Source organism: Lawsonia intracellularis PHE/MN1-00 (assembly GCF_000055945.1).
GTDB lineage: Bacteria > Desulfobacterota > Desulfovibrionia > Desulfovibrionales > Desulfovibrionaceae > Bilophila > Bilophila intracellularis.
In genome coordinates this window covers 378215-401074 of record NC_008011.1, presented here as the reverse complement: position 1 = coordinate 401074, position 22860 = coordinate 378215, and the positions used below count along the sequence as shown (strand labels likewise).

General features: G+C 33.6%; 20 protein-coding genes. 9 read left to right on the top strand and 11 right to left on the bottom strand.

The window, feature by feature from the left end; genetic code table 11:
* Nucleotides 1–225 precede the first annotated feature (225 nt).
* Both LI_RS01765 and LI_RS01760 read left to right on the top strand, forming a co-directional pair.
* Complete coding sequence (locus LI_RS01765; RefSeq protein WP_011526404.1) at nt 226–1446, top strand: ADP-heptose--LPS heptosyltransferase; 1221 nt, start codon at nt 226–228, stop codon at nt 1444–1446.
* A gap of 2 nt (nt 1447–1448) precedes the next feature.
* Nucleotides 1449–2717, top strand: coding sequence for a CgeB family protein (locus tag LI_RS01760; protein ID WP_011526403.1), 1269 nt, complete (start codon nt 1449–1451; stop codon nt 2715–2717).
* Nucleotides 2718–2802: 85 nt separating this feature from the next.
* Here the strand turns inward: LI_RS01760 and LI_RS01755 are convergent, their stop codons facing one another.
* The 3 genes from LI_RS01755 to LI_RS01745 form a co-directional block, all read right to left on the bottom strand.
* The gene (locus LI_RS01755) at nt 2803–3492 is read right to left on the bottom strand and encodes an adenylate kinase (protein ID WP_011526402.1); all 690 of its coding nucleotides are present in this window, start codon (nt 3490–3492) and stop codon (nt 2803–2805) included.
* Between the two features lie 56 nt (nt 3493–3548).
* Nucleotides 3549–4460 carry a J domain-containing protein gene (locus LI_RS01750; RefSeq protein ID WP_011526401.1) on the bottom strand — a complete coding sequence of 304 codons (912 nt, stop codon included), beginning with the start codon at nt 4458–4460 and terminating at the stop codon, nt 3549–3551.
* A 184-nt stretch (nt 4461–4644) separates the two neighbouring features.
* A complete protein-coding gene (locus tag LI_RS01745) occupies nt 4645–5061 on the bottom strand; it encodes a CoA-binding protein (protein ID WP_011526400.1) in 417 nt (138 codons plus the stop codon).
* A gap of 140 nt (nt 5062–5201) precedes the next feature.
* Between LI_RS01745 and LI_RS01740 the strand changes: the two genes are divergently transcribed.
* The gene (locus LI_RS01740) at nt 5202–6428 is read left to right on the top strand and encodes a M24 family metallopeptidase (RefSeq protein ID WP_011526399.1); all 1227 of its coding nucleotides are present in this window, start codon (nt 5202–5204) and stop codon (nt 6426–6428) included.
* A gap of 61 nt (nt 6429–6489) precedes the next feature.
* Here LI_RS01740 and recJ read toward each other — a convergent pair whose 3' ends face one another.
* The 8 genes from recJ to greA form a co-directional block, all read right to left on the bottom strand.
* A complete protein-coding gene (gene recJ / locus LI_RS01735; protein ID WP_011526398.1) occupies nt 6490–8196 on the bottom strand; it encodes a single-stranded-DNA-specific exonuclease RecJ in 1707 nt (568 codons plus the stop codon).
* Nucleotides 8197–8255: 59 nt separating this feature from the next.
* Nucleotides 8256–9074, bottom strand: a complete 819-nt coding sequence (locus LI_RS01730) for a tetratricopeptide repeat protein (RefSeq protein WP_011526397.1) — start codon at nt 9072–9074, stop codon at nt 8256–8258.
* A gap of 69 nt (nt 9075–9143) precedes the next feature.
* A complete protein-coding gene (pyrF, locus tag LI_RS01725) occupies nt 9144–9833 on the bottom strand; it encodes an orotidine-5'-phosphate decarboxylase (protein WP_011526396.1) in 690 nt (229 codons plus the stop codon).
* 6 nt (nt 9834–9839) lie between these two features.
* Nucleotides 9840–10478: a guanylate kinase gene (gene gmk, locus LI_RS01720; protein ID WP_011526395.1), complete on the bottom strand. Its 639-nt coding sequence runs from the start codon at nt 10476–10478 to the stop codon at nt 9840–9842.
* The gene (locus tag LI_RS01715; RefSeq protein WP_015353720.1) at nt 10471–10728 is read right to left on the bottom strand and encodes a DUF370 domain-containing protein; all 258 of its coding nucleotides are present in this window, start codon (nt 10726–10728) and stop codon (nt 10471–10473) included. The genes gmk and LI_RS01715 overlap by 8 nt, the downstream gene beginning before the upstream one ends.
* A 2-nt stretch (nt 10729–10730) precedes the next feature.
* Entirely contained in the window at nt 10731–11612 is an 882-nt protein-coding gene (locus LI_RS01710) for a YicC/YloC family endoribonuclease (protein WP_011526394.1), read from the bottom strand.
* Nucleotides 11613–11716: 104 nt separating this feature from the next.
* Nucleotides 11717–13027, bottom strand: coding sequence for a MiaB/RimO family radical SAM methylthiotransferase (locus LI_RS01705; RefSeq protein ID WP_011526393.1), 1311 nt, complete (start codon nt 13025–13027; stop codon nt 11717–11719).
* Between the two features lie 61 nt (nt 13028–13088).
* Complete coding sequence (gene greA, locus LI_RS01700) at nt 13089–13562, bottom strand: transcription elongation factor GreA (protein WP_011526392.1); 474 nt, start codon at nt 13560–13562, stop codon at nt 13089–13091.
* Between the two features lie 284 nt (nt 13563–13846).
* Between greA and LI_RS01695 the strand changes: the two genes are divergently transcribed.
* The 6 genes from LI_RS01695 (at nt 13847) to recO (ending at nt 22822) form a co-directional block, all read left to right on the top strand.
* Entirely contained in the window at nt 13847–15430 is a 1584-nt protein-coding gene (locus tag LI_RS01695; protein WP_011526391.1) for a lysylphosphatidylglycerol synthase transmembrane domain-containing protein, read from the top strand.
* A gap of 81 nt (nt 15431–15511) precedes the next feature.
* Entirely contained in the window at nt 15512–18979 is a 3468-nt protein-coding gene (mfd, locus tag LI_RS01690; protein ID WP_011526390.1) for a transcription-repair coupling factor, read from the top strand.
* Nucleotides 18980–19016: 37 nt separating this feature from the next.
* Nucleotides 19017–19934 (top strand): peptidylprolyl isomerase, encoded by a 918-nt coding sequence (locus LI_RS01685; RefSeq protein WP_011526389.1) that lies wholly within the window; start codon nt 19017–19019, stop codon nt 19932–19934.
* 169 nt (nt 19935–20103) lie between these two features.
* Nucleotides 20104–21030: a SurA N-terminal domain-containing protein gene (locus LI_RS01680; protein ID WP_011526388.1), complete on the top strand. Its 927-nt coding sequence runs from the start codon at nt 20104–20106 to the stop codon at nt 21028–21030.
* 18 nt (nt 21031–21048) lie between these two features.
* Nucleotides 21049–22068, top strand: a complete 1020-nt coding sequence (locus LI_RS01675) for a helix-turn-helix domain-containing protein (protein WP_011526387.1) — start codon at nt 21049–21051, stop codon at nt 22066–22068.
* Between the two features lie 4 nt (nt 22069–22072).
* Nucleotides 22073–22822, top strand: a complete 750-nt coding sequence (recO, locus tag LI_RS01670; RefSeq protein WP_011526386.1) for a DNA repair protein RecO — start codon at nt 22073–22075, stop codon at nt 22820–22822.
* Nucleotides 22823–22860: the final 38 nt, after the last annotated feature.

Here is a 22860-nt window from a genome sequence, read left to right as displayed (position 1 = left end):
CTAGCATTCAAGGTATAAAATGGTAACTATCTAATATTATGTTATTATATTATAAAAGAGACATATTATATCAAGTAATACATTAAGTTTATAGATGATTATAACAATAACTTCTCTAAAGATATATGTAATATATAGGTGTATTATCTTAAACTAAACGTTATAATAACTATACTTGATATGGGAGACTACTTTTTCGATAAGTAAGCTAACAAGGCATAAGTTATGAAGCGCTATTTAGTCATTCAACTAGCTAGATTTGGTGATATTATCCAAACTGCAAGACTTATAGCTTCACTACTTAGAGAAGGGGAAGTTCATCTTTGTGTAGATAAAACACTTGTTGAGTTAGCAGAAGCTATCTACCCTAAATGTATTGTACATGGAATTATTGCACACTACAGTGGAGTACAGCAGGTTATTAGAGATAATTATAGAGTTTTTAATGAACTTCATTTTTTGGAGTTTACAGAAATATACAATCTGAACTACTCAGGTGTGAATATGGCTTTTGCTACACTATTTCCTTCAGAAAAAGTTAGAGGTTATATTGTAAAGGATGGCCAACCTGTTACTGAAAAATGGATAAAGATGGGGTTCAGATGGACAGCACAACGTAAAGTTTCTCCACTAAATTTAGTTGATTTTTGGGGTATGTTAGCTCCAAATCCAGTTATACCTCAGGATGTTAATCCTGTGGCAAAATCTGGAGGAAAAGGTTTAGGTATTGTCCTTGCAGGACGTCAAGCACGACGCTCTCTACCTCCAGAAATATTAGCTCCTCTTGTACGTATTTTTTTTGAGCATACATCAGGAAAGAAGATTTATTTACTTGGTAGTAAAACAGAGCGTTCTATTGGACGTACTTTAATGTCATATTTACCAAGTAAACTTATAGAAAAAACTGAAAATCTTGCAGGAAAAACTAACTGGAATGAGCTGGTTGAAGCTGTATCTGATTTGGATTTAGTTGTTACACCAGATACAGGTATTATGCATTTAGCTGCAAGACTTGGTGTTCCTGTTTGTGGTATGTTTTTGTCTTCAGCTTGGGCATGGGAAACTGGTCCTTATGGAGAAGGTCATAAGGTATGGCAAGCAGTCATAGACTGTGCTCCATGTATTGAATCTAAGCCATGCAATTTAAATGTAAAATGTTTGAAAGCATATAGTAGTCCTGAATTCCATAAATCTATTGTTGGTATAAAGGAACAGTTATCAACTACAATGGCTTGTTTGGAGTCTTCTTTTGATGAGTTAGGGCTTATCTGGAAAAATGATAGAGAAAATACCTATGTTAAATCTGTTAGAATGGCTCAGAGAGCATTATTAATGGAGTATCAAGGGATTACTATAGCATCTTCTAAGGAGTTTCCAGAAATAGCTGATGGTCGTTTAGCTATGAATCTTTATTCAGAGGCAGACTGGATGTTGCCAGATAGATGAATATGAAACAACAAATATTACGCATACTAGTAGTATTACCTTTTTATGGTGGTTCTCTACCTATAGGACAATACTGTACTATTGCCTTAAAAGATCTTGGACATTGTGTAGAAGTCTTTGATTCACCTTCTTTTTGGGGATCATTTACTGCCCTTAAGGGTCTACATATTCGAAATAGTAAGTTAGAAGAGCTTGAAGCATCATTTTTACAAAACATTTCACAAGCTATTTATGTTAAAGCCACAGAAATTGAAGCAGATTTAGTTTTGTGTCTTGCACAGGCACCAGTAACTCGACAAATACTAAAACGCTTTAAAAGAGATAATATCCTCACTGCAATGTGGTTTGTTGAAGACTTTAGGTTATTTACGTATTGGAGAAATTTTGCTCCTTATTATGATTTTTTCTTTGTAATCCAGAAAGAGCCATTTTTAGAAGAGCTTGCATCTGTTGGTGTTGCTAATAGTTGTTATTTACCAATGGCTGCACTTCCTACTTTTCATCATCCTATGGATCTTTCTCCTATGGATCAAAAAAAATATGGATCAGACATTTCATTTTTAGGAGCTGGATATCCTAATCGTCGTGTAGCATTTCGACAACTTACTCAATTTCAATTTAAAATATGGGGAAATGATTGGGATAATGATTGTTTTCTTAGACCAAATGTTCAATGTGATGGTAAGCGTATCTCTCCAGAAGATGCTGTAAAAATTTATAATGGTACAAAAATCAATATTAATCTTCATTCATATATAAAACACAAGCCATTTGTTTCTAATGGAGACTTTGTCAATCCTAGAACATTTGAGATAGCCTCATGTGAGGCTTTTCAGCTCGTTGATCAACGCCAACTGTTATCAGAACTTTTTTCAGAGAATGAGATAGCTACGTTTACTACTATAGAAGAGTTAAAGGAAAAGATACAATATTTTCTTGCACGCCCAGAAGAACGATTTGTTATTGCTGAACGTGGTAGGCGTAGAGTTCTTACTGAGCATACTTATCAACAAAGAATGAGGGATTTATTATCCTATATTTCAGAACATGCTGTTGATTGGCCAAAAGAGAGAGCTATTATGTCATTACCTGATGCAGTTTCTACAGAATATAAAGAAGAACTTAAGGAGTTATTTAATAAATTAAAAATAACTACAGATAGCAACTTTGATGATATAATTTTTGCAATAAGACAAGAATCAGGTGTGTTGTCACCTATTGAGACATCTCTTTTATTTTTAGATGAATGGAGGAAATTATATAAAAAATAGAAATATTATGTTAAAGTATTACTTAAATATTTATTTTTTATTTCTATCATAAAGAAATAATTATTATTAACACAGAAACAGTTTGTTAAGAAACTTCTGAGGATATACCAAGATCTTCTAGAAGTGTTTTTCGGATTTCTTCAATAGTATTTTGTCCATTAACAAGAATATAGTGGGTTTCATATTGGTCAGAAAGATTTTTGAAGTAATGAGCAGCTGATAGTGTCCCTGTTTTGGTATTATAATAAATATCGTGTCGTTTATTGATGGCTTCCTCATCTTGATCATCTGTACGAACAATGAGTTCTCCATGACAGACTCTACAGTTGTTTCCATCAGGTTTAATACTATCAATAGAAACATTATTAGGATGATTATTGTTTGTTTTACAAATACGTCGACCTATAATACGACTTTTTGCAACTTCTCTAGGTAGTGTGATTTCTATAACATAATCAAGTTTTACACCTTTTTTGAGCATAGCTTCATGAAGTTTTTGTGCTTGTGTAATGTTACGAGGGAATCCATCTAATAACCAGCCGCTTTTCCCTTTAATTTGAAGAGTTTCTAAAATCATAGGGATTGTTATATCATCAGGAACTAGTTCACCTTTATCTATATAGGATTTTGCTTGTTTCCCAAGCTCTGTTCCTTTTGAGATATGTTCACGAAAGATAACACCTGATTCAATATGTGTAATACCAAAAGCTTTCTGTATAAGTTCACCTTGTGTTCCTTTTCCACTTCCATTAGGTCCAAATATAAGGATATTCATGAGTCCAATGCTCCTATAATAACATTGTTTCTTTGATAACGTTTAGTTCTTCTTTATTATGATCGTTTAGGTATAAAACGTAAATAGAGATCTCCTTGCCATCGTCCAAGTTTTTTACCCATACCTTTAAAATAGAGTTGCTTATTAAAGGTAAAATCTGATGGTAACGTAAGATCAAGTACTTTTAATTTTTCTGAGAATCCTTGTCGAATATTTAAACGGATTCGTGATCCAGGCCTAAGTGCGGTAGCAGGAAGTTCAATAGTTTGTTCTTCATCTATTTGACTTTTCAACCATGATTTAACTGTGTTTGGAGCATCTTTTCCCCCATATGTGACTTTTACATTGTTTGGAGATGAAGTATTGGGGTGTTGTCCTTTTTGAAATGAATGAGTAATTTGTCCTATGGTTTGAAAAAGTCTTGTTATAATTGATGGCTTTTTATTTTGTGATGAATTTTGAGTGGATGAATCTTGAATGTTTGAAGATTTAGTTTGCTTATTTTGGATAGTTCTAAAAATATCTTCAAATACATTCCTAGCAAAGTCGTCATTCAAAATATCCTGTAATATTTTTTGCTTTTCATCAAAGTTTTCATCAATAGATGCTTCAAATATACTATTCTTATGTGGGTTTTTAGAGTGAGTTTTTTTGCTAGTACTTTTTATATACTCTGTTTTATTTTTTCTATAAGCTTTATCCCTCTCTTTATTTTTCTGTTGTGTAGCATTAGTAGTAGACTGTTTTGTAGTAGTTTTTGAATGAGATTTAGAAGTATTACTTTTGTATGCTCTTAATAATATTACATAAGCTTCATTTAGTTGTTGGAATTTAGCCGTAGCATGAGGAATAGTTGGATTTAAATCAGGGTGTAAAGCAAATGCTAATTTTCTATAAGAACGTTTTATGTCATCAAGAAATGCAGAGTTATCAACATGCAAGATTTTATAATATTTATCAAGGATCATGCATCCTCCATGGCTCTCTCGATAATTTTAGAAGATAGATAGGTTATGCTTAGTTATTTCACTTAGTACTAGAATGCTCATTTACTATAATCCTTTTTGTGATAACTCAATATACAAGTTATATACATGTGTAGAATGCAAAACTTGATCCTTTAATATTTTAGGATGTGAGCAATAGAATTACTTAATTAAATAATCGCTTATGTTCAGCCATAATACAAAGGTTTTCAATAGCTGTAATTCCATATTGTTGAACAATATTTACTGACTCTGGACTAATAATACTTTGTTGCATCCAAAAAAGTTGTGGTGGTTGTAATAAGCTTATGACTTCATGTGCATGAATAGGACAAAATTCTGGTGCTCTGAATAGGTCCACAATATCAATATGCACAGGAATTTCTGTAATAGAAGTATATGCTGGGATCCCCCAGACAGATTTGCGTATAGGATGGACTGGAATAACTGTATATCCTACTTTGATGAGATATTGTCCTACCCGACCAACAGGGGTATTAGGCTCATCTTTAGCTCCAATAATTGCAATAGTTTTTGATTGAGAGAGAATATCTTTAAGTGTACTATCTGACGGGTGTTGCATATAAACTCCTTTAGTGTAACAGTAATACTATAACGATAAATAATAAACGTATTTTTATTTAGCTATAATATTGTTATTTTTTATCTAATAGCAACAGGTTAGATATAATAAGCTATATAACAGTTATAAAAGAGTAAACGATGATAACAGCATTAGAACAATTTCCTATAAGTGAGTATCAATCAAGGATTCAAAAATGTAGAGATGCTATGAACCAGAATTTCCCACAAGTAGGTGGGATGCTTGTTTGCTCGCGTCTTAATATTTATTATTTAACTGGGACATTAGGTGTTGGGCTTTTGTGGATTCCTAATGATAATAGAGAGCCTATATTACTTCTTAGAAAAGGTCTTGAAAGAGCAAAAGTTGAATCACCCATTAAACAGATTTATCAATTTAAATCATATAAAGAGATTAGAACGATTTGTGAGGAGGCCGGGAGTCCTTTATCTTCTACTATTGCTATAGAAAAGAAAGCATTTACTTGGACAATGGCAGAAATGTTTCAACAACGTGTTCCTGGTATTAACTGTTTGTCATGTGATGGTATTCTTGAAAAATTGCGATCAATTAAATCTGAGTGGGAACGTAAAAAAATTCGTATTTGTGGTGAACGCCATAAACGTATTCTTGAAGATATACTCCCTCAAGAATTATCTTCAGGTCATAGTGAACTTGAGATAGCCCATCTTATTTGGAAACATTGTTTTGAACATGGACATCAGGGTATGTTACGTTGTAATAATCCTGGAGAAGAATTATTTCTTGGTTATGTATCTGTTGGAGAGTCTGGTAATTATCCATCCTATTTTAATGGTGCTCTTACAGGAAGAGGCATTCATCCTGCGGTTCCTTTTATGGGGGATGCTGGGGTGATTTGGAAGAAACATATGTTATTGGCAGTTGATATAGGGTTTATGCTTGAAGGATATCAAACTGATAAAACACAAATTTTTTGGTCTGGTCCTGTTTCTTCTATTCCAGATAAAATTAAAAGAGCTCAAGATTGTTGTAAGTCAATTTATGAAAAAGTTTTTTCAATGTTACAACCTGGCGTAACTCCAGAAGAGGTATGGAATGTTGCTAAAAAAGAATCTCAATCTATAGAGAGTCCTGCAACATTTATGGGTACAGGTAAAGATGCTGTACCTTTTTTAGGACATGGGATTGGGTTAACCATAGATGAATACCCTGTATTTGCAGCAGGTTTTAAAGAACCTTTACAGGAGGGTATGGTTATAGCCATTGAGCCAAAGATAAGTCTTCCTGGTCTTGGAACAGTTGGTCTTGAACATACATTAGAAATTACAGCTACTGGAGTACGTTCATTAACAGGGACTAATTTAGATATCATACCTGTTGAATAGTATATGCTAAATAATCTATTAGTAACATGCTCTCTCTATATTCATTATTGATAAAGGGTAATTAAAGTTCAACCCAATCTTTTATTTCAAGTTCAATACTACTAATACCATTATAAAAGTTGAGTGATGGAGTATAAGCTAATTGGATTCGAGAGTTTTGTAAGGATGAAGATATATTTTTTGCTAATCTCCAACCTTTAGCTTGAAGGGATATGCCTGAGATTTCTTCTACTACTAACATATTAATGTGTTCTTTATGTTTTCCAAATGTATTACAACGTTGGATACGTAAAGGAAGAGAACTAAAAATAGGTTCAGGGTTTCCTATTCCAAAAGGTTGTAATAATTCTAGAGATTTTAAAAAATTAAAGTTAGTAGCTTTTTGAAAAGGGAGTTCCATGTCAATATGAAGAATAGGTGTAATAGGTGTATCTCCAAAAAAATTTCTAACAACAGTATCAAATCGTTCTTTTAGAATATGAAGATGGTTAATTGGTAATGTTAATCCTGCAGCTTGTTTATGACCTCCAAAGCGTTCAAATAAATCAGCACATTGAGATAACCCATGGTATAAGTCAAAATCAGCAATTGATCTTCCTGATCCTTTCAGCATTTTACCATCAGTACAGAGTATAAGAACAGGTTTATGAACAGCTTCTGTGATACGAGATGCAACAATTCCAAGGACACCTTGATGCCAGTCAGAACCATGAAGAACAAGTCCTTGTCTTTGATTTTCTAACTGAGCTTGCTCTAATGCTGCATTAAAAATATATTCTTCTTCACTACGGCGTTCTTCATTTATCTTATTTAAAAGAGTTGCATGTTCAATAGCAAAGTCTTTTGAGGTTGTATAAAGCATTTCATGTGCTATCCGAGGACTACCTAATCTACCTGCAGCATTAATTCTGGGTGCAAGGTGGAATGTTACCTGCCCAGCACCTAAATGTGTTAAAGGAGTAAAGCCAGAAACAGTTTTCAATGCTGCAATTCCAGGTCTCTTAGCTTCAGCAATTTTAAGAAGTCCATTTTTTACTAAAATACGATTTTGTCCACTAAGCATAGCCATATCAGCAAGTGTCCCAAGTGCTACAAGATCAAGAACATCTCTCATATCCATACGCTGACCCGTTTGCTCAGCACGTTTATTATTAAGTGCTGCCATCAGGAAAAAAGCAATACCAACACCTGCAAGGTATGAACAAGGATTTTCTCCTATACGGGGATTGCAGATTACATGTGCTGGAGGTAAAGATGTAGGAGGGAGATGGTGATCAGAAATAATGACTGTAAATCCAAGTTCTCGTGCACGGTATATGGCTTTAACATCACTAATTCCACAGTCAACAGTAATCAGAAGTGCTTTTGGATGTTCTAGAGCTAATTGTTCTATTACAGGTATATTAACCCCATAGCCTTCTTTTTTGCGATCTGGGAGATGTACAATAATTTGAGCTTGATGAAATGTTAGTACTTCACGAATAACAGTAGAACCAGTAACTCCATCCACATCATAGTCTCCCCAAACAATGATAGGTTGTTTTTGTTCTATAGCATTATTTAAAAGTTCGACTGCATCTTCAATTCCACTCCAGTGTTTTGGGTGTGCTAAGTACTGAAGTTTAGGGGAAAGAAAAATATTCATTTCTTCTAAAGAGGTAATACCTCTTTGCCAAAGGAGGATAAGAATAGGTTCTGGAATATGGAGAATATTGGCCCAGTGTAAAGGTATTTGGGAACTAATAGGAGCAGTAAGCCATTTTTTCATGGAAGTGTAGTTGGTTTGGCTAATTCATACTCTATGTTGAGGATAATTTCTTTAAGGAATTAGTCATCTTTTTTAGAACTATTTTTAGTTGTTATAGATTGTATGGTATCAGTAACTTTTTTTTGATGGCTTTGAGGAACTAATTTTTTATTATCTAACCATGTTAAAAATTGGATAACTGTAGTGTTTTCTGGAGAGAGCTCTAGTGCTTGGAACAGTTGATCTATACATGCTGTGTAGTTTTTTTGTTCAAATAGCGCTCTTGCCATATTAATATGAAGGTTTTCGTCTGCTTTTGTAAGCTCAAGTGCTCTAGTATAATAATCTACAGCTTGATTATACATTTTATTTTTTCTTAAATTGATACCAAACTCATTAAATAGATGTTTATGTTGCTCTTCAAATGCAGCATCAAGATGTACAAGACGTTCAAAGATATTATCAGCTTTTTCTGATTCTCCACGTGAAAGATAAGTAAGTCCTATTCCAAAGTTTGCTCTAACATTTTCTTCATCAAGTTTAAGTGCATTTTCATATTCAAATTCAGCAGTAAATGTTTCTCCTTTTTCACGACTTTCATCAGCCTTATTAAGTGATTCTGCAAGTTGTTGCATCTTAGGGAAAACAGATTGTACATAAAATTCAGGTTCAGGGGAATATTTTGAAAGAAGTTCTTCCATAGTTATGGATTTAGGTAACCCCGTAGGTACATAGTTTGTATTAATTGACTGTATAAAAATATTACCATCTTCAGCTTGTTCAACAAACCAGAAGATTTTACTAACTGTCTTGCGTGTTGTAGTTCCTGTACCAACTTTACGGATTTCTTGTGAGGAAAAAACTCCACGGATACGCTTTGCTTGTTGCTGTTCACTCATACATATTTCCTTGTTTCCTAACAATATAATATGTCAACAGTACTAAAAAACAGCTTTATTTTTTCTTTTTTACATTATACTGGATATAATGTCTTCTACTATTTTTATTGGTTGTTCTGCTTGTGTTATTGGTCGACCAATAACTAAAAAGTCACTTCCTGCTTTAACTGCTTCACTTGGAGTCATAACTCTATGCTGATCGTCTTTTTGACTATAAGACATACGGATTCCTGGTGTCAAACATGATAAAGATGGGTATAATGCTTTTATTTTTGTTAGTTCTTGGCCAGAACAAACTATACCATGAAGACCCCATTGCTGACCATATGCTGCAAGATTAAGCACCATAGATGCAATATCTTGATTATATCCTGGGAGTTCTCCTTGTTTTATACTTGTAAGTATTGTTACTCCAAAGAGAAGAGGAGAGTGTGATTTTTTTTGTATAGAACTTTGAACTTCATTGAGTGCAGCTTTAATCATGTGTTCTCCACCTAAAATGTGGAGTGTGAGCATATCTACATCCATTAAGCAAGCTGAGCGAACACTTCCTTTTACAGTATTTGGGATATCAAAAAGTTTGAGATCAAGCATAACCTTAAACCCCATTCTTTTTAATAATTGAATGATACTAGGTCCTTCATGAGTAAAGAGCTCTAACCCTACTTTGACCCATTCAACATGTTTTTTAAGTATATTAGCCATGGCAAGGGCTTCAGAAGCATATGTATAATCTAAGGCAACGATAAGCTTAGCCATTATTTCTTACCATCCTTCTAAGATAGATGTAATAAGAGTTGGTTGAAACTTTGGAGATAATTTGGATGCTAAATAAGTAGCTCTTAGTTCATCATATGCTTTATCAATGTTTTCGTTGACGATCCAGGTATCAAACCAGTGTGCTTGTCGTATTTCTTGAGTTGCAGAAAGAAGTCTATGTTGGATAATATCTTCTCGATCAGTTCCACGTGAGCGTAATCGTTTTTCAAGCTCAACCATGGTTGGGGGAAGAAGAAAGATATACTTAGCATATGGTAAAGTAAGGTAGAGTTGTGCGGCTCCTTGTACATCTATATCAAATAGAATGTCTTGCCCATTATTAAGAATAGTAAGTATTGGAGCAAGAGGAGTTCCATAAAAGTATCCATGAACATAAGCCCATTCGGCGAAATATTTTTCATTTTTTCGAGCTATAAATTCTTCTTGGCTAATGAAATAGTAATCTTTACCATCTTCTTCATTTTTACGAGGAGGGCGTGTTGTACAGGAGATAGAATAGGCAAAACAGGGAAATTCTTTTCTAAGCCTTTGAATAAGTGTTGTTTTGCCTGTTCCAGAAGGAGCACATATTACTAAAGCAGTTCCAGAAGCTTTATGGTTTAAAACAGAACTTTCTTTAGTCATGTTCTTCCTCTTGTATAAAACGTTGTCCTAGTGTATCTGGTAAAATGGCTGAGAGGATAACATGATTAGAGTCAGTAATAAGAATAGAGCGGGTTTTTCTACCTTGTGTTGCATCAATGAGTCGTCCATCTTTTTTTGCATCTTCACGTAGTCGTCTCATAGGTGATGAAGCAGGATTCACAATACTAATAACTCTAGAAGCAATAATAAAGTTACTAAAGCCTAGATGGATTAATTTTTCACGTTGCATAATTATTCCAAATTTTGTACTTGTTCTCGGCATTTTTCAAGTTCATTTTTAAATTCTACCACAACTTTAGATATCTGGGCATCTTGGATTTTATTTCCACATGTAGAAATTTCTCTAAAGCACTCTTGAAGAGTAAAGTCTAGTCGACGTCCTACATCTGAACCTTTACCAAGGATTTCGTAAAGTCGATCAAGGTGGCTAGAAAGACGCGTTAATTCTTCTGTGACATCGAGTTTATCTGTATGAATAACAATTTCTTGGAGAAATCTAGTCTCCTCTAATAAACCTCCAGCTTTTTCAAGGGCTTCTGAAATTCGCTCTTTTAGTTGTAAAAAACGTTCTTCTTTTATACAAGGAGCTTGATCTTCAATTTGTGATAACCATTCTTTAAGTTTTGAAATACGTTGTGAAAGATCTTTGTAAAGAATAGAACCTTCAGTTTCTCTAGATTCGTTCCAGTCTTCTAAAGCAGCTATAAGTCCTTCTTCAAGTCTGCCTTCTATATTGTTATCATTTTCATCTTCGATTTTTTCCCATAAAGAAGAAACAGAAAGTAACTGCATATAGTCAGGTGAAAAAGTATCTCCTCTTATTTTTGCTAATTCAGTTATGGCATTAAGCATAGATAATGCTTGGGATTCATTAAAACAAAGAGGTGTAGCTTGTGACTCTATTTGTTGTATGGTGAGGTTAAGTTCAACTCTACCTCGAGATGCATATTTACGTACAATTTTTTCAAATTTTTGTTCTAAAGAGCGTGCTATAAGTGGTAAGCGCCATTTAAGATCAAGATATCGGCTATTAACACTTTTTATTTCCCATGTTTGGGTCCAATCACTATCTTCAACAACACAGCGACCAAAACCTGTCATACTTCGTAACATGTTTTTTCCTTTATAATCTAACCAGTGTTAGGCTATACTGGATAAATAATTTCTTAATATATAGTAAGTGATAATTTGAAGGGAAACAAGAGAAATATAGTTTTTTAATGAGGGGGTAATATTTCTACTAATAAGCCTTTTTTTGTCAGAGATAGAGGTTTTACTTTTAGAAGTTGACGTGTTTCGACAGGCTCTGTTAAATGACAGTGAGTGTAATATTCATCAACTCCTCCTGTTTTTCCTCCACCTTCAGGAGCTATATGCAATGTTGACATGGTGAGGAGTTGTTTGTGAAAAATTTTTTCTTTTTGTGTAATGAGTTGTCTTATTGTAGCAGCACGTTGTTGACTTTCAGATTTTTTAATATGGTTTGGAAGGGTTGCGGCAATAGTATTAGGTCGAGCAGAAAATGGGAAAATATGTCCATAGGTAAGAGGTAGTTCTTTTATAAGATCGACTGTTTCTTGGAAATGTTTTTCTGTTTCACCTGGGAAGCCTATAATGAAATCAGCTCCTAATCCAAACTTGTGCCAAATAGTAGAGAGTTTTTTTGTAGTATCTAAAAGGTATTGAGGAGTATAATGTGAACGGTGCATTTTTTTTAGTATTTCAGCGCTTCCGCTTTGAATTGAAAGATGTAATTGTTGACACCCCATATGACTATTAGAAAGTATGTCAAGACCACGTTGAGTGAGCTGTGCTGGATCTAGGGAGCTTATCCGTAATCGTGCAATACCCTTCCAAGTTGGAGAGAGTTTTTTATCTAAAAATGAATATAATTCCCAAAAATCTTTGCATCCTTGTTGAGTAGCTGTATATTGACGTAAATTAATTCCTGAAAGAATAATTTCTCTGAATCCAGCATTAAGAAGTTGTTGAATTTCTATAAGACATTCTTTTGGTGATCGACTTTTGGGCTTGCCTCTTGTTGATGGTATGATGCAATATGTACATGAGTGAGAGCAACCATCTTGGACTTTAACTATCGGTCGAGAACGATTAAAATTACTGATAGAGAATTGTGGAAATGTATTAGTGTTAGTTTGTAATTGATCTTGGTTTAATTGTGTAAGTGGAAGATTGGAAAGAAGTTGTGTTTTATTTTTTTGACTAATAAAGGTATATACGCCAGGAAGTTTATATAGGGCTTCATTGGTTAAATCTGTTGCACATCCAGTAAGAATAATTTTAGAGTTAGGTGCTTCTCGGTGAAGTTTATTGATCAATTGACGGGCATCAGTAATAGCATTTGCGGTAATAGCACATGTATTAAGAAGAATAATATCTGCAGTCTGTGGTGTAGCTACTTCTTCTCCATGTAAATTACTCCATGCTTCTCGTATAGATTGAGATTCATATTGATTGACTTTACAACCAAATGTAACAATCGAAAATGTCCAAGGGGTGTTATTCATATTAAGAAATTGCTTTGACTGAGTTGTAGCTAAATAGTACTTTAGTAAAGGTAATGTAAAATTATTGGTGTTTGAATTGGATATCTATAATTTCATAGCTAATACGACCTCGTGGGACATCGACTGTAAGTTCGTCACCAACTTTTTTCCCAAGTAGAGCTCTACCAACAGGAGATTGAATAGAAATTGATCCTTTTGTATAGTCTGCTTCATCAGGGCCAAGTAATGTAAACTCTTTTCTTTCTCCAGAGTCGATATCTTCAACAGTTACTGTAGCTCCGAATATAGCTTTATCACCAGAAAGTGTTGTTATATCAATAATATTAAATTGTGCCATACGAGACTCAATATAATTTATTCTTGCTTCCAACATACCTTGACGTTCTCTTGCTGCATCATATCCAGCATTTTCTTTAAGATCACCTTCTTCCCGTGCTTCTTTAATAGCTTGGATAACAGCAGGACGTTCTTTCTTAAGTCGATCAAGTTCTTTTTCAAGGTTTTGATAACCTTGTTGTGAAATAGGAATGCTCATGCTTTGGTCTCCTAACACCTTAGAAAAAATACCCCCGCTGCCTTGACAGCGGGTAAGTTAAAAGGTGAATCAATCACCTAAGTAACAATAGTGTAGTTATCTTATCAGGTCAACCAGGGTAGAAAGGAAAAAATTATAGTTAGTGAGATAGAAATAAATACTATTAGATTTACATATATTATAATAAAGTTAGTTGATAATGTATATGAAGTTAAGGTTGAAATAATATATAATTTCATAATGACTACATTACATTCTTTGTTTTGCAAAATTATGGAGAATACATGTTAAAGGATATAGTAAGAATTATTAAGAAAATGACGCATACAATGGGGATTATGCTTGTTGCATGCATTTTTATTGGTGCTGTATATTTATTATATCGCGAAGTTAGTAAATATAGTTTTTCCGAACTTAAAATGAGTGTTGAAAGCATTTCTTATTGGAGTTTGTTTTTATCTGCTTTGCTAGCTATCTTAAATTATATAATTCTTGTTGGGTATGATTGGCTTGCATTAAAAGGCATTCATAAAAGACTTCCTTTAAAGAAGGTAGCACTTGTTTCTTTTGTGGGGCAAGCAGTAAGTTATAATTTTGGTGCATTACTTGGGGGAAGTACCATTCGATATAGACTTTATTCGTCTTGGGGATTTTCTCCTATGGAAATTGTAAAGCTTGTCCTTATGCTTGCCATTACTTTTTGGGTTGGTGCTTTTGGACTAGCAGGACTGATTTTTATGTTTGTTCCACCAGCTATTCCTCCTGAGCTGGCAGTATATTTTCCAACTGAAGATATTCGTCCATTAGGTGTTGTTTTATTTGCATTAGCTGCAGGATATCTTTTTATTTGTAAACTGATTCATAAACCAGTACATATTTTTGGTAAAGAGTTTTCATTTCCTCCATTTAATATTGCTATAGCTCAAGCAGTTGTCGCTAGTGCAGATCTTGTAGCAGCGTCAGCATGTTTATATGTACTCCTTCCAGAAGATGCAGGTATATCTTTTATACAATTTCTTCCAACTTACTTAATGGCTATGGTTGCAGTTGTCTTAACTCATGTCCCTGGAGGTGCAGGAGTACTTGAGATCGTGGTTATTCATTTAACAAACACTACTCCCCAGGCTATCCTTGCGGCACTATTATGCTTTCGTGTTATTTATTATCTCATACCATTAATAATTGCTGCAGCTATGTATCTTATGTATGAAGTTAACCAACAAACACAAGAGAATATCAAATTCTTAAACAAAATGGGGAGATATATAAGGATACATATTCCAACAATTACTTCTGTTATTATTTTCACTACAGGTATCATGTTATGTTTTATGGCTGTGTTTCCTGTTCGCTATTATAATATGAAACTATTAGAAATGTTGCTTCCTGTCTGGATGATTGAACTAGGAGGCATTATTACAGGGGTAGTTAGTATATTTTTATTCTTTTTTTCTATTGGATTAAAATATAAAAGGAAATATATTCTGTATTATACATTAGTTTTATTACTTATTGGATGTGTAAGTGTATTGACGTCTACATTAAATTTTTTTATTACTGGTTTTCTTATTATTTTAATAGTTTTATTAATCTGTATAAAAAAATATTTTTATATAAAATCTTCTATATGGAAAATCCATTTTAATATAAGGTGGATTATTACATCTTTCTGTATAGTTATATGTGCTGCTGGATTAGGTTTTAGTCTGCGACATATTGACGTAACAAATATTCGTTGGTTGGCTTTTGTTTATTTTAAAGATGGCCATAAACTTATACATATTCTTTTTAGTGAATGTGTTATTATTGGTATTCTGTTATTAAAGTATATACAAATACATTATATGAAAAAAGTACGGAAAAAGTAATCAATTCCTATAGGTTAACGTATAATTATTAAATAGCTTATAAATATGTTAATATACTTTTAAGGTGGATAAGGACTGTCTGTGGAGTATAAAGAATGCCTAAAACAACTCCTTCGTTGTCAAAATAAACGTATTGCATTACAAAAAGCAGGACTTGCTACTCAAGTAAAACTTAGTGTTGATCTCATTGCACATGGTGCAAAAGTATTACTTATAGCACGTAATAGAGATGAGTTAGGAACTTTACATTCCCTTATATCTGTTTTTACATCAGAAGGGGGACATAATGTATTAAAATCTAATAATATATTTAACAACACATGGGTAACACTTTCTCCTTTTACATCACGCTCTTTAAGTAAAGAAGGTTGGGCTGAGCGTCTTGCTGCTCTCTATGCACTTAGATATGGTAAGGTACAAGGCCTTATTCTTACTATAGACAATTTGCTTCCTAAAGAAGTTCCTCTAGATTTTTTTGATAACCAAGTTATTCAACTATCAGTTGGAGAAGAGCTTTCTCCAGATATCATTCTTGAACAAGCTATTACTTGGGGATACGATCGAGTGTCTATGGTATCAAATCCAGGAGAAGTATCACGACGTGGTGATATTTTTGATATTATGTCTCCAGGATATCACTATCCTCTCCGCTTAGACTTTTTTGGTGAAACATTAGAAGAAATCCGCTTTTTTGATCCATTAACTCAACGATCTAAAGGATACATCGATAATGCTATTATTCTTCCAGTCTACCCTGTCCGTTCAGGTACTGAGTATATAGCCACTATAGAAAGCTATTGGAACAAGTTGCTTAAAGAGAATGTAATTACTGAGAATGAACATTACAGTCTTTTTCGTTTGCTTGAACAAAAAGATTTTTCTTTATTACCAGGTTGTTGTTATGAAAATGCTACTACAATAGAGCAGTGGGTTAATAAAGATAAGGTTTGGATATTACCAAGCCTTCATGAAGCAGAAGATATTCTTACTTCCATGGAGAATAGTTGGAATGATCGTTTAAAAAGAGAAAGTGGATTTATACAACCTTTAGATTTAGCTATACGTAATACTCTTCAAGTAAAGGAGTTATGGTGTCAATCTACTATAGTTCATACTGAGTCACTAGATATTGATATTGATGATCAGGAAGAAGTAGTAGAGTTACCAGAAAAGGCTATTTCTAGTTTCCAAATGTTATTTCCTACAGTTGCTGAACAGGATAGACCCTGGCAACATCTTATACAGGCAATAAAAAAGTGGAAGCAAGATAAGTATCAACTAATCCTGTCTTTTTCTTCTGAGCGAAGTAGAAATAAGTTCCTTAACCTTGCAGAGCAAGATGGTGTTACACCATTCCTAGAGTACCATCCAACACAGCAGGGTTGTTTTGCTATTATTAGTCCATTCCGTGTAGGAGTTGATCTTTCTTGGTTTAATATCCTTATTTTAGGAGAAGATGTTCTCCAACCACACACTGGGAAAAGCAGACAGGCTCCAGCTGAATCTTTTAAAGGACTTAGTCGATATGATGATCTCAATCCAGGAGATCTTTTAGTTCATAAAAATTATGGCGTTGCCCGTTTTGGTGGCCTTATTAGGATGGATATAGGTAAAATATCTAATGACTTTTTGTTATTAGAGTATGCTGGTAATGATAAACTTTATCTTCCTGTTGATAGGCTTTCTTTAACACAACGGTTTAAAAGTGTTAATGAATCTTTCCCTCAGCTTGATAGACTTGGAAGCACATCATGGCAAGCAAGTAAAGATAAGGCTAAAAAGTCTATTGAAAAAGTAGCTGAAGATATAATAGAGATGTATGCTTGGCGTAAAGTAGCAAAGGGTTTTACCTACCCACCAGTTGGTGATTTATACAGAGAGTTTGAAGCTTCTTTTGGTTTTGAAGAAACACCAGACCAAGCAAGAGCTATTCAGGATGTCTTAGCTGACATGGAAAAGAGTGAACCAATGGATAGACTTGTTTGTGGAGACGTTGGCTTTGGTAAAACAGAAGTAGCATTGCGTGCAGCCTTTCGTGCAGCCTCTGAAGGTCGTCAGGTAGCATTACTTTGTCCAACAACTGTCCTAGCTGAACAACATTATTATACTTTCCGTTCACGTCTTTCAGGGTTTGGTATAAATGTAGGTCTATTGAGTCGATTTGTTCCTCTTCAAAAACAAAAAGAGATTTTTAAAGCTGCATCAAGCGGTCAGATAGATGTACTAGTGGGTACTCATAAGCTCCTTTCTGACTCAGTTTCTTTACCTAACTTAGGATTGCTTATTCTTGATGAAGAACAGCGATTTGGTGTTAAGCACAAAGAAAAACTTAAAAAAATGAAAAAAAATGTAGATGTATTAACCTTAACAGCTACACCAATACCTAGGACATTACAGTTATCTATGTCTGGTATATGTGAGCTTTCTGTTATAGAAACTGCACCTCCTGAACGTAAACCTGTAGCCACTGCTATTATTAAAAAAAATAAAGAAAAGCTTAAAGAAATTCTTGAAAGAGAGCTAGCTAGAGAAGGACAAGTCTTTTGGGTATATAATCGTGTCCAAGGATTAGAACAAATTGTAAACTTTGTAAAAGAATTAGTTCCTGAAGCACGTGTAGGTGTAGCACATGGGCAAATGCCAGAAAAACAACTTGAGGAAAATATTCATGCTTTTTGGCATGCAGAATTAGATATTCTTGTATGTACTGCTATTATTGAGTCTGGCCTTGATTTCCCAAGAGCAAATACATTGATTGTTGATCAAGCACATATGTTTGGACTTGGACAACTATATCAACTGCGTGGAAGAGTTGGTCGTTCTGACAGGCAAGCATATGCAGTATTTGTTATTTCTGATCTTGAAAGTCTTTCAGAACAAGCTCGTGAACGTCTAAGAATCATTTTAGAACTTGATTATCTTGGTGCAGGTTTTCAAGTTGCTATGGAAGATCTAAGAATACGTGGGGCAGGAAATATACTAGGAGAAGCACAGTCAGGACATATTAGTAGAGTTGGGATTGAGCTCTATTTAGAAATGCTTGAAGAAGCTGTTACTAAGTTAAAAGGAGAAGGTGTTACATCTTATCCAGAAACAGAGTTAACTCTTGGGTTGACAGCGCATATACCACAAAATTATATTTCAGATAGCCATGAGCGACTACGTTGGTATAAAGCACTATCGTCTGCTCAAAGTGTTATGGCTCGGAATGAAATTGAGTTAGAACTTCGTGATCGATTTGGTGTCTTGCCTAATGAACTTAAAGCATTTATAGCTGTGTTAAATTTTAAGCAATTTCTTACTGAGTCACAGGTAATAAAAGCTGAAATTTATGAGGATAAGATTAAATTAGTATGGCCAGAAAAACAAACTGTTGTATCTTTTGATAAGTTAATGCTATTTATTTCAGCACAGCCGGATAAAGTAAAGCTTTCTCCGCCTGCTACACTAGAAATAAAGCTTAATACAACTTTACCAATAGAGGATAGACTTATTTCTCTCCAAGAAGAGCTTAGTGTTGTATTTAGTTATGATAGCATAAAACAATAAATAAATATTTTAATTACATGTAATAAAATAGTAAAATATGTTTAACTGGCTGTATATATTTATTATTTTTACACTATATTATTGTGTCTTTCCATTCTCTCTATATGCTGTAGAAAATTTTCCATCAGGTGTAATGGCTATAGTGAATGGAGAACCTATTACACTACAACAAGTTGAAGCACTTCATGATGTTTCTGGAAATATTTTACCACTTAGAGAAAAACCAGAAGTTCATTTTTTACAGGAGCAGTATGGAGATAGTTTATATACACTAATTATATATACATTAATGTCACAAGAATTAGGAAAACTAGGTCTTAAGGTTACGGAGCAAGATGTATTGCTTGCTGAGAATGAAATTAAACAAGATTATGTTGGAGAAGACTTTGAAAAAAGCCTTCAGGAAGAATATTTAGATATTGAAACCTGGCGGCAACTTATGAAGCAACGACTTACTTTTCAGCGTTTTCAACATCATATCCTTCGTCCAAAGTTTACTCTTTCTTCAGATGAAATTGAAGAATACTACTTTAAACATTATTCAGAATTTTTTATTCCAGAAAAAGTTGAAATTATTTGGTATCAAGAGGTAGAAAACAGTCAACAGAGAAAAGCCAAGCATAAAGATTGTGATAGGAATGATATTGAACAAGGGGACATAATAAGAGTTGCTTTAGATCGACTTCCAGCGAAAATGCGCCAAGATCTTATGAAAATTAAACCTGGAGAATATACTCCTCGCCATAAAGAAGGTGAAATTTATCAGTATGCTTTTTTACGGAAAAGATATCCTGCACATCAGGCAGACATTATTGAAGCATATTCTCGAATAGAGCTCATCCTTTTAGAACAAAAGATGGAACAAGCTTATGAAGACTGGTTAGAACAAGTTATTCCACAAGCAAAAATAAAAGTTTGTCCTCAATTCCAACCTAATATCATATATAAAGAATGAGTTGTTGATGTTGTATTATTTTACATGTTATTAAGGGTATATAGTTAATATTGGTAATAAGTTATGTCTTTTAATACATTGCATATTTTTTAAAATGAAGCTAAGTTTTACATTATTATTGCACAAATTAGTACAACTGGTTAATTAGTGCATTGTTAGGAGAGAAGTATTGCGTTTTTTTATTTTTTTATTGTTATTATTTATAAGTATATTACCTGTATCCGCTGAACAGTTTATTAATAAGACTGTTGCTGTTGTTAATGGAGAAATAATTACCTTATTTGATCTACAAGCTGAAACTGCTCCAGAAATTTTTAGACAACAACTTAATCCTAATAATCCTGCTGATAAAGCAAAAGTTGAACAGTTAGAAAAAGCTATATTAGAAGGTATGATTAGTAATCTTATTCTTACACAAGAGGCAGAGCGTCTCCATGTTAATGTGGGTAAAGATGAAGTTGAAAGTGAATATCATAACTTTATTGCTAAGAGCCAACTTACTCCTGAAGAGTTTCAATATCAGTTAGAGTTGCAACATCTGACAGAAGATAGTTTTAAAGAACGTATTCGTAGTAGTATATTACGTTCTCGCCTTCTAGGAGCAATGGTTGGGAGAAAAATTGTTGTTACAAAGAAAGAAATAGAAGATTATTATCAAAAGAATCATGATAAACTTAAAAATAATAATCAGCTACAATTAGCAATATTAGTTTATCCTCCTGATATTAATGCAAAAGATTGGGCTGCTCGTATTAAATCTGGTTCAGTATCTTTTGAAGAAGTAGTAAAAAAAGTATCTGTTGGTCCAAAAGCAAAAGAGGGTGGCGATCTTGGCTCTATAGATATAGAAGACTTAAATCCAGAGTGGTTGGAACAACTTTCAACTATGAAGCCAGGAGAGGTTACATCTTTAATTGATATAAATGGATTACAAGGTCAGTTAAAGCTTATTAATATTATAAAAGGAGAGCCTCAGACACTTGAAACTTTGACCCCTTATATTGAAGAAATTCTTCGTGAGCCAAAACTTGAAGAACGATTCAAAGAATATACTGATCAACTTCGTAAACGTGCAGTAGTTGATATTAGATATTAGCTTGCTAAAGAGGCCCTAATGGAGAATCATATAGATAATAGCCAAGAAGTACATTCTGCATTAAAAGAGATTGGTTCTCTTCTTTATCAAGAAAGAGTAAAAAAAGGATATCGACTTGAAGATATTAGTATTTATTTAAAAATATCTATTCATACCTTACAAGCAATAGAAGAAGGAACAATCGATTCATTGCCACACTTAGTATATACTAAAGGGTTTATACGTTCTTATGCTCAATTTTTAGATATTCCAGAGTATGAGTTAACATCAATTTTTTATCGAATTGAGCATACTGAAAAAACAAATGATGAGGGAGAGGATTATCCTTTTAAAAAGAAAAAGTTTTTTTCGCCATATGTTTGGGGAAGTATCTTAACTTTTTTATGTATATTAGCAGGTAGTTGGTTATTTTATTCTAGTGATATAACCTTCAGTTCTTTTGATGTAATAGCTCAAATGACAGATAGTGGTAAAAAAGAGGTATTACCCAATCAAAAAAAAGAAGAAAATCAATCTGAAGGTTCATTATCTTTACCACAGCAGCAGAGTCAGGAAAATATAAAAAGTAATTCTTCTGTAGTAGTGACAAAAATACCAGAGAATTTTCAGGATCACATAGTAATTAAGAAAGAATTAGAGCTATCATCTAAAGAAGATAGTAGTTCCCAATTATCAGCCCAGTTAGATGAAAAAAGTTTTTCTCAATCTACTGATATGACAAATAAGTCTGATAAGTCTGATGTATCTGATAAGAGTGTTGTAGAACCTGTACATATGAATAAACCTGGGAAGAAAAATATAGTTGTTCTTAAGGGATTAGAAGACTGTTGGGTACACTCTACAGCAGATAAGACAGAAACTCGTCAATTTTATGTTCAACAAGGACAACTAGTTGCATTATCATTTAGTAAAAGTCTTGTTTTAAAACTTGGAAATGCAGGTGGTATTGAGTTAAAGTATAATGGAGAAAAACTTCCACCAGTAGGTCGCTCTGGTCAAGTAAAAACGATCACTCTTCCTTTAGTTTCCCAAAACTAGTCACATGGAATGGTTAGATAATGCTATTATTCTAGAGTTAGGCTCATTTAGAGAATCAGATGTATGGGTTAAATTACTTACTTCACAGCATGGTGTTATTTCAGCCTTTGCATTTGGAGGTCATCGTAGCCGTAGACGTTTCTGTGGGTGCCTTGGAATATTAAATGAGATACAAGTAAGAGTCCAAACAAGTCGAAACGGTCGTTTTTTAAACTTACAAGAAGCATCACTAATTAATGGGCCTATACAATTACGAACAAATAAAAATAGATTTGGTGCATTTATAAATTGTATACGATTTTTGGAAGTTGTTGGTGTAAGTTCAGATGCTGCACCACCTGTTTATACTTTAATGAAAGAATTATTCTATTTCTTTGAAAAAAATACTCAACCTTATGAAATTATCCCTATTTTATTTCGCTTACGTATAGCTTCTGAACAAGGATATGCACCTATTTTTTCTAATTGTGCAAAATGTGGTAGGCTAATTAATAATAAAGGTTTTTTTGGGATTTCAGATGGAATTATTGTATGTTCAATATGTATAAATTATATAAAAACTCCAATTGCTATAGGATATGAAAGCCTTGAACTTCTAAAACGTGTTCAGTTAGCATCGCCATATGATTGGAAACTTTCTGAAAATACAAAGTCAGCAGCAGCTCAAAAGTATGAATGTACAGAGATAATTAATGCGTTTGTTGAATATCATTTAGGTATTACATGGTCCAAAGGACGATTTTTAAAAGTTTAGTTTTACTATGGAATCTAGGCATCTAGTGTTCTTTACTA

Coding starts and splice junctions, on each gene's coding strand:
- LI_RS01765 (WP_011526404.1), top strand. CDS start 226: ATGAAGCGCTATTTAGTCATTCAACTAGCTAGATTTGGTGATATTATC.
- LI_RS01760 (WP_011526403.1), top strand. CDS start 1,449: ATGAAACAACAAATATTACGCATACTAGTAGTATTACCTTTTTATGGT.
- LI_RS01755 (WP_011526402.1), bottom strand. CDS start 3,492: ATGAATATCCTTATATTTGGACCTAATGGAAGTGGAAAAGGAACACAA.
- LI_RS01750 (WP_011526401.1), bottom strand. CDS start 4,460: ATGATCCTTGATAAATATTATAAAATCTTGCATGTTGATAACTCTGCA.
- LI_RS01745 (WP_011526400.1), bottom strand. CDS start 5,061: ATGCAACACCCGTCAGATAGTACACTTAAAGATATTCTCTCTCAATCA.
- LI_RS01740 (WP_011526399.1), top strand. CDS start 5,202: ATGATAACAGCATTAGAACAATTTCCTATAAGTGAGTATCAATCAAGG.
- recJ (WP_011526398.1), bottom strand. CDS start 8,196: ATGAAAAAATGGCTTACTGCTCCTATTAGTTCCCAAATACCTTTACAC.
- LI_RS01730 (WP_011526397.1), bottom strand. CDS start 9,074: ATGAGTGAACAGCAACAAGCAAAGCGTATCCGTGGAGTTTTTTCCTCA.
- pyrF (WP_011526396.1), bottom strand. CDS start 9,833: ATGGCTAAGCTTATCGTTGCCTTAGATTATACATATGCTTCTGAAGCC.
- gmk (WP_011526395.1), bottom strand. CDS start 10,478: ATGACTAAAGAAAGTTCTGTTTTAAACCATAAAGCTTCTGGAACTGCT.
- LI_RS01715 (WP_015353720.1), bottom strand. CDS start 10,728: ATGCAACGTGAAAAATTAATCCATCTAGGCTTTAGTAACTTTATTATT.
- LI_RS01710 (WP_011526394.1), bottom strand. CDS start 11,612: ATGTTACGAAGTATGACAGGTTTTGGTCGCTGTGTTGTTGAAGATAGT.
- LI_RS01705 (WP_011526393.1), bottom strand. CDS start 13,027: ATGAATAACACCCCTTGGACATTTTCGATTGTTACATTTGGTTGTAAA.
- greA (WP_011526392.1), bottom strand. CDS start 13,562: ATGAGCATTCCTATTTCACAACAAGGTTATCAAAACCTTGAAAAAGAA.
- LI_RS01695 (WP_011526391.1), top strand. CDS start 13,847: ATGTTAAAGGATATAGTAAGAATTATTAAGAAAATGACGCATACAATG.
- LI_RS01685 (WP_011526389.1), top strand. CDS start 19,017: ATGTTTAACTGGCTGTATATATTTATTATTTTTACACTATATTATTGT.
- LI_RS01675 (WP_011526387.1), top strand. CDS start 21,049: ATGGAGAATCATATAGATAATAGCCAAGAAGTACATTCTGCATTAAAA.
- recO (WP_011526386.1), top strand. CDS start 22,073: ATGGAATGGTTAGATAATGCTATTATTCTAGAGTTAGGCTCATTTAGA.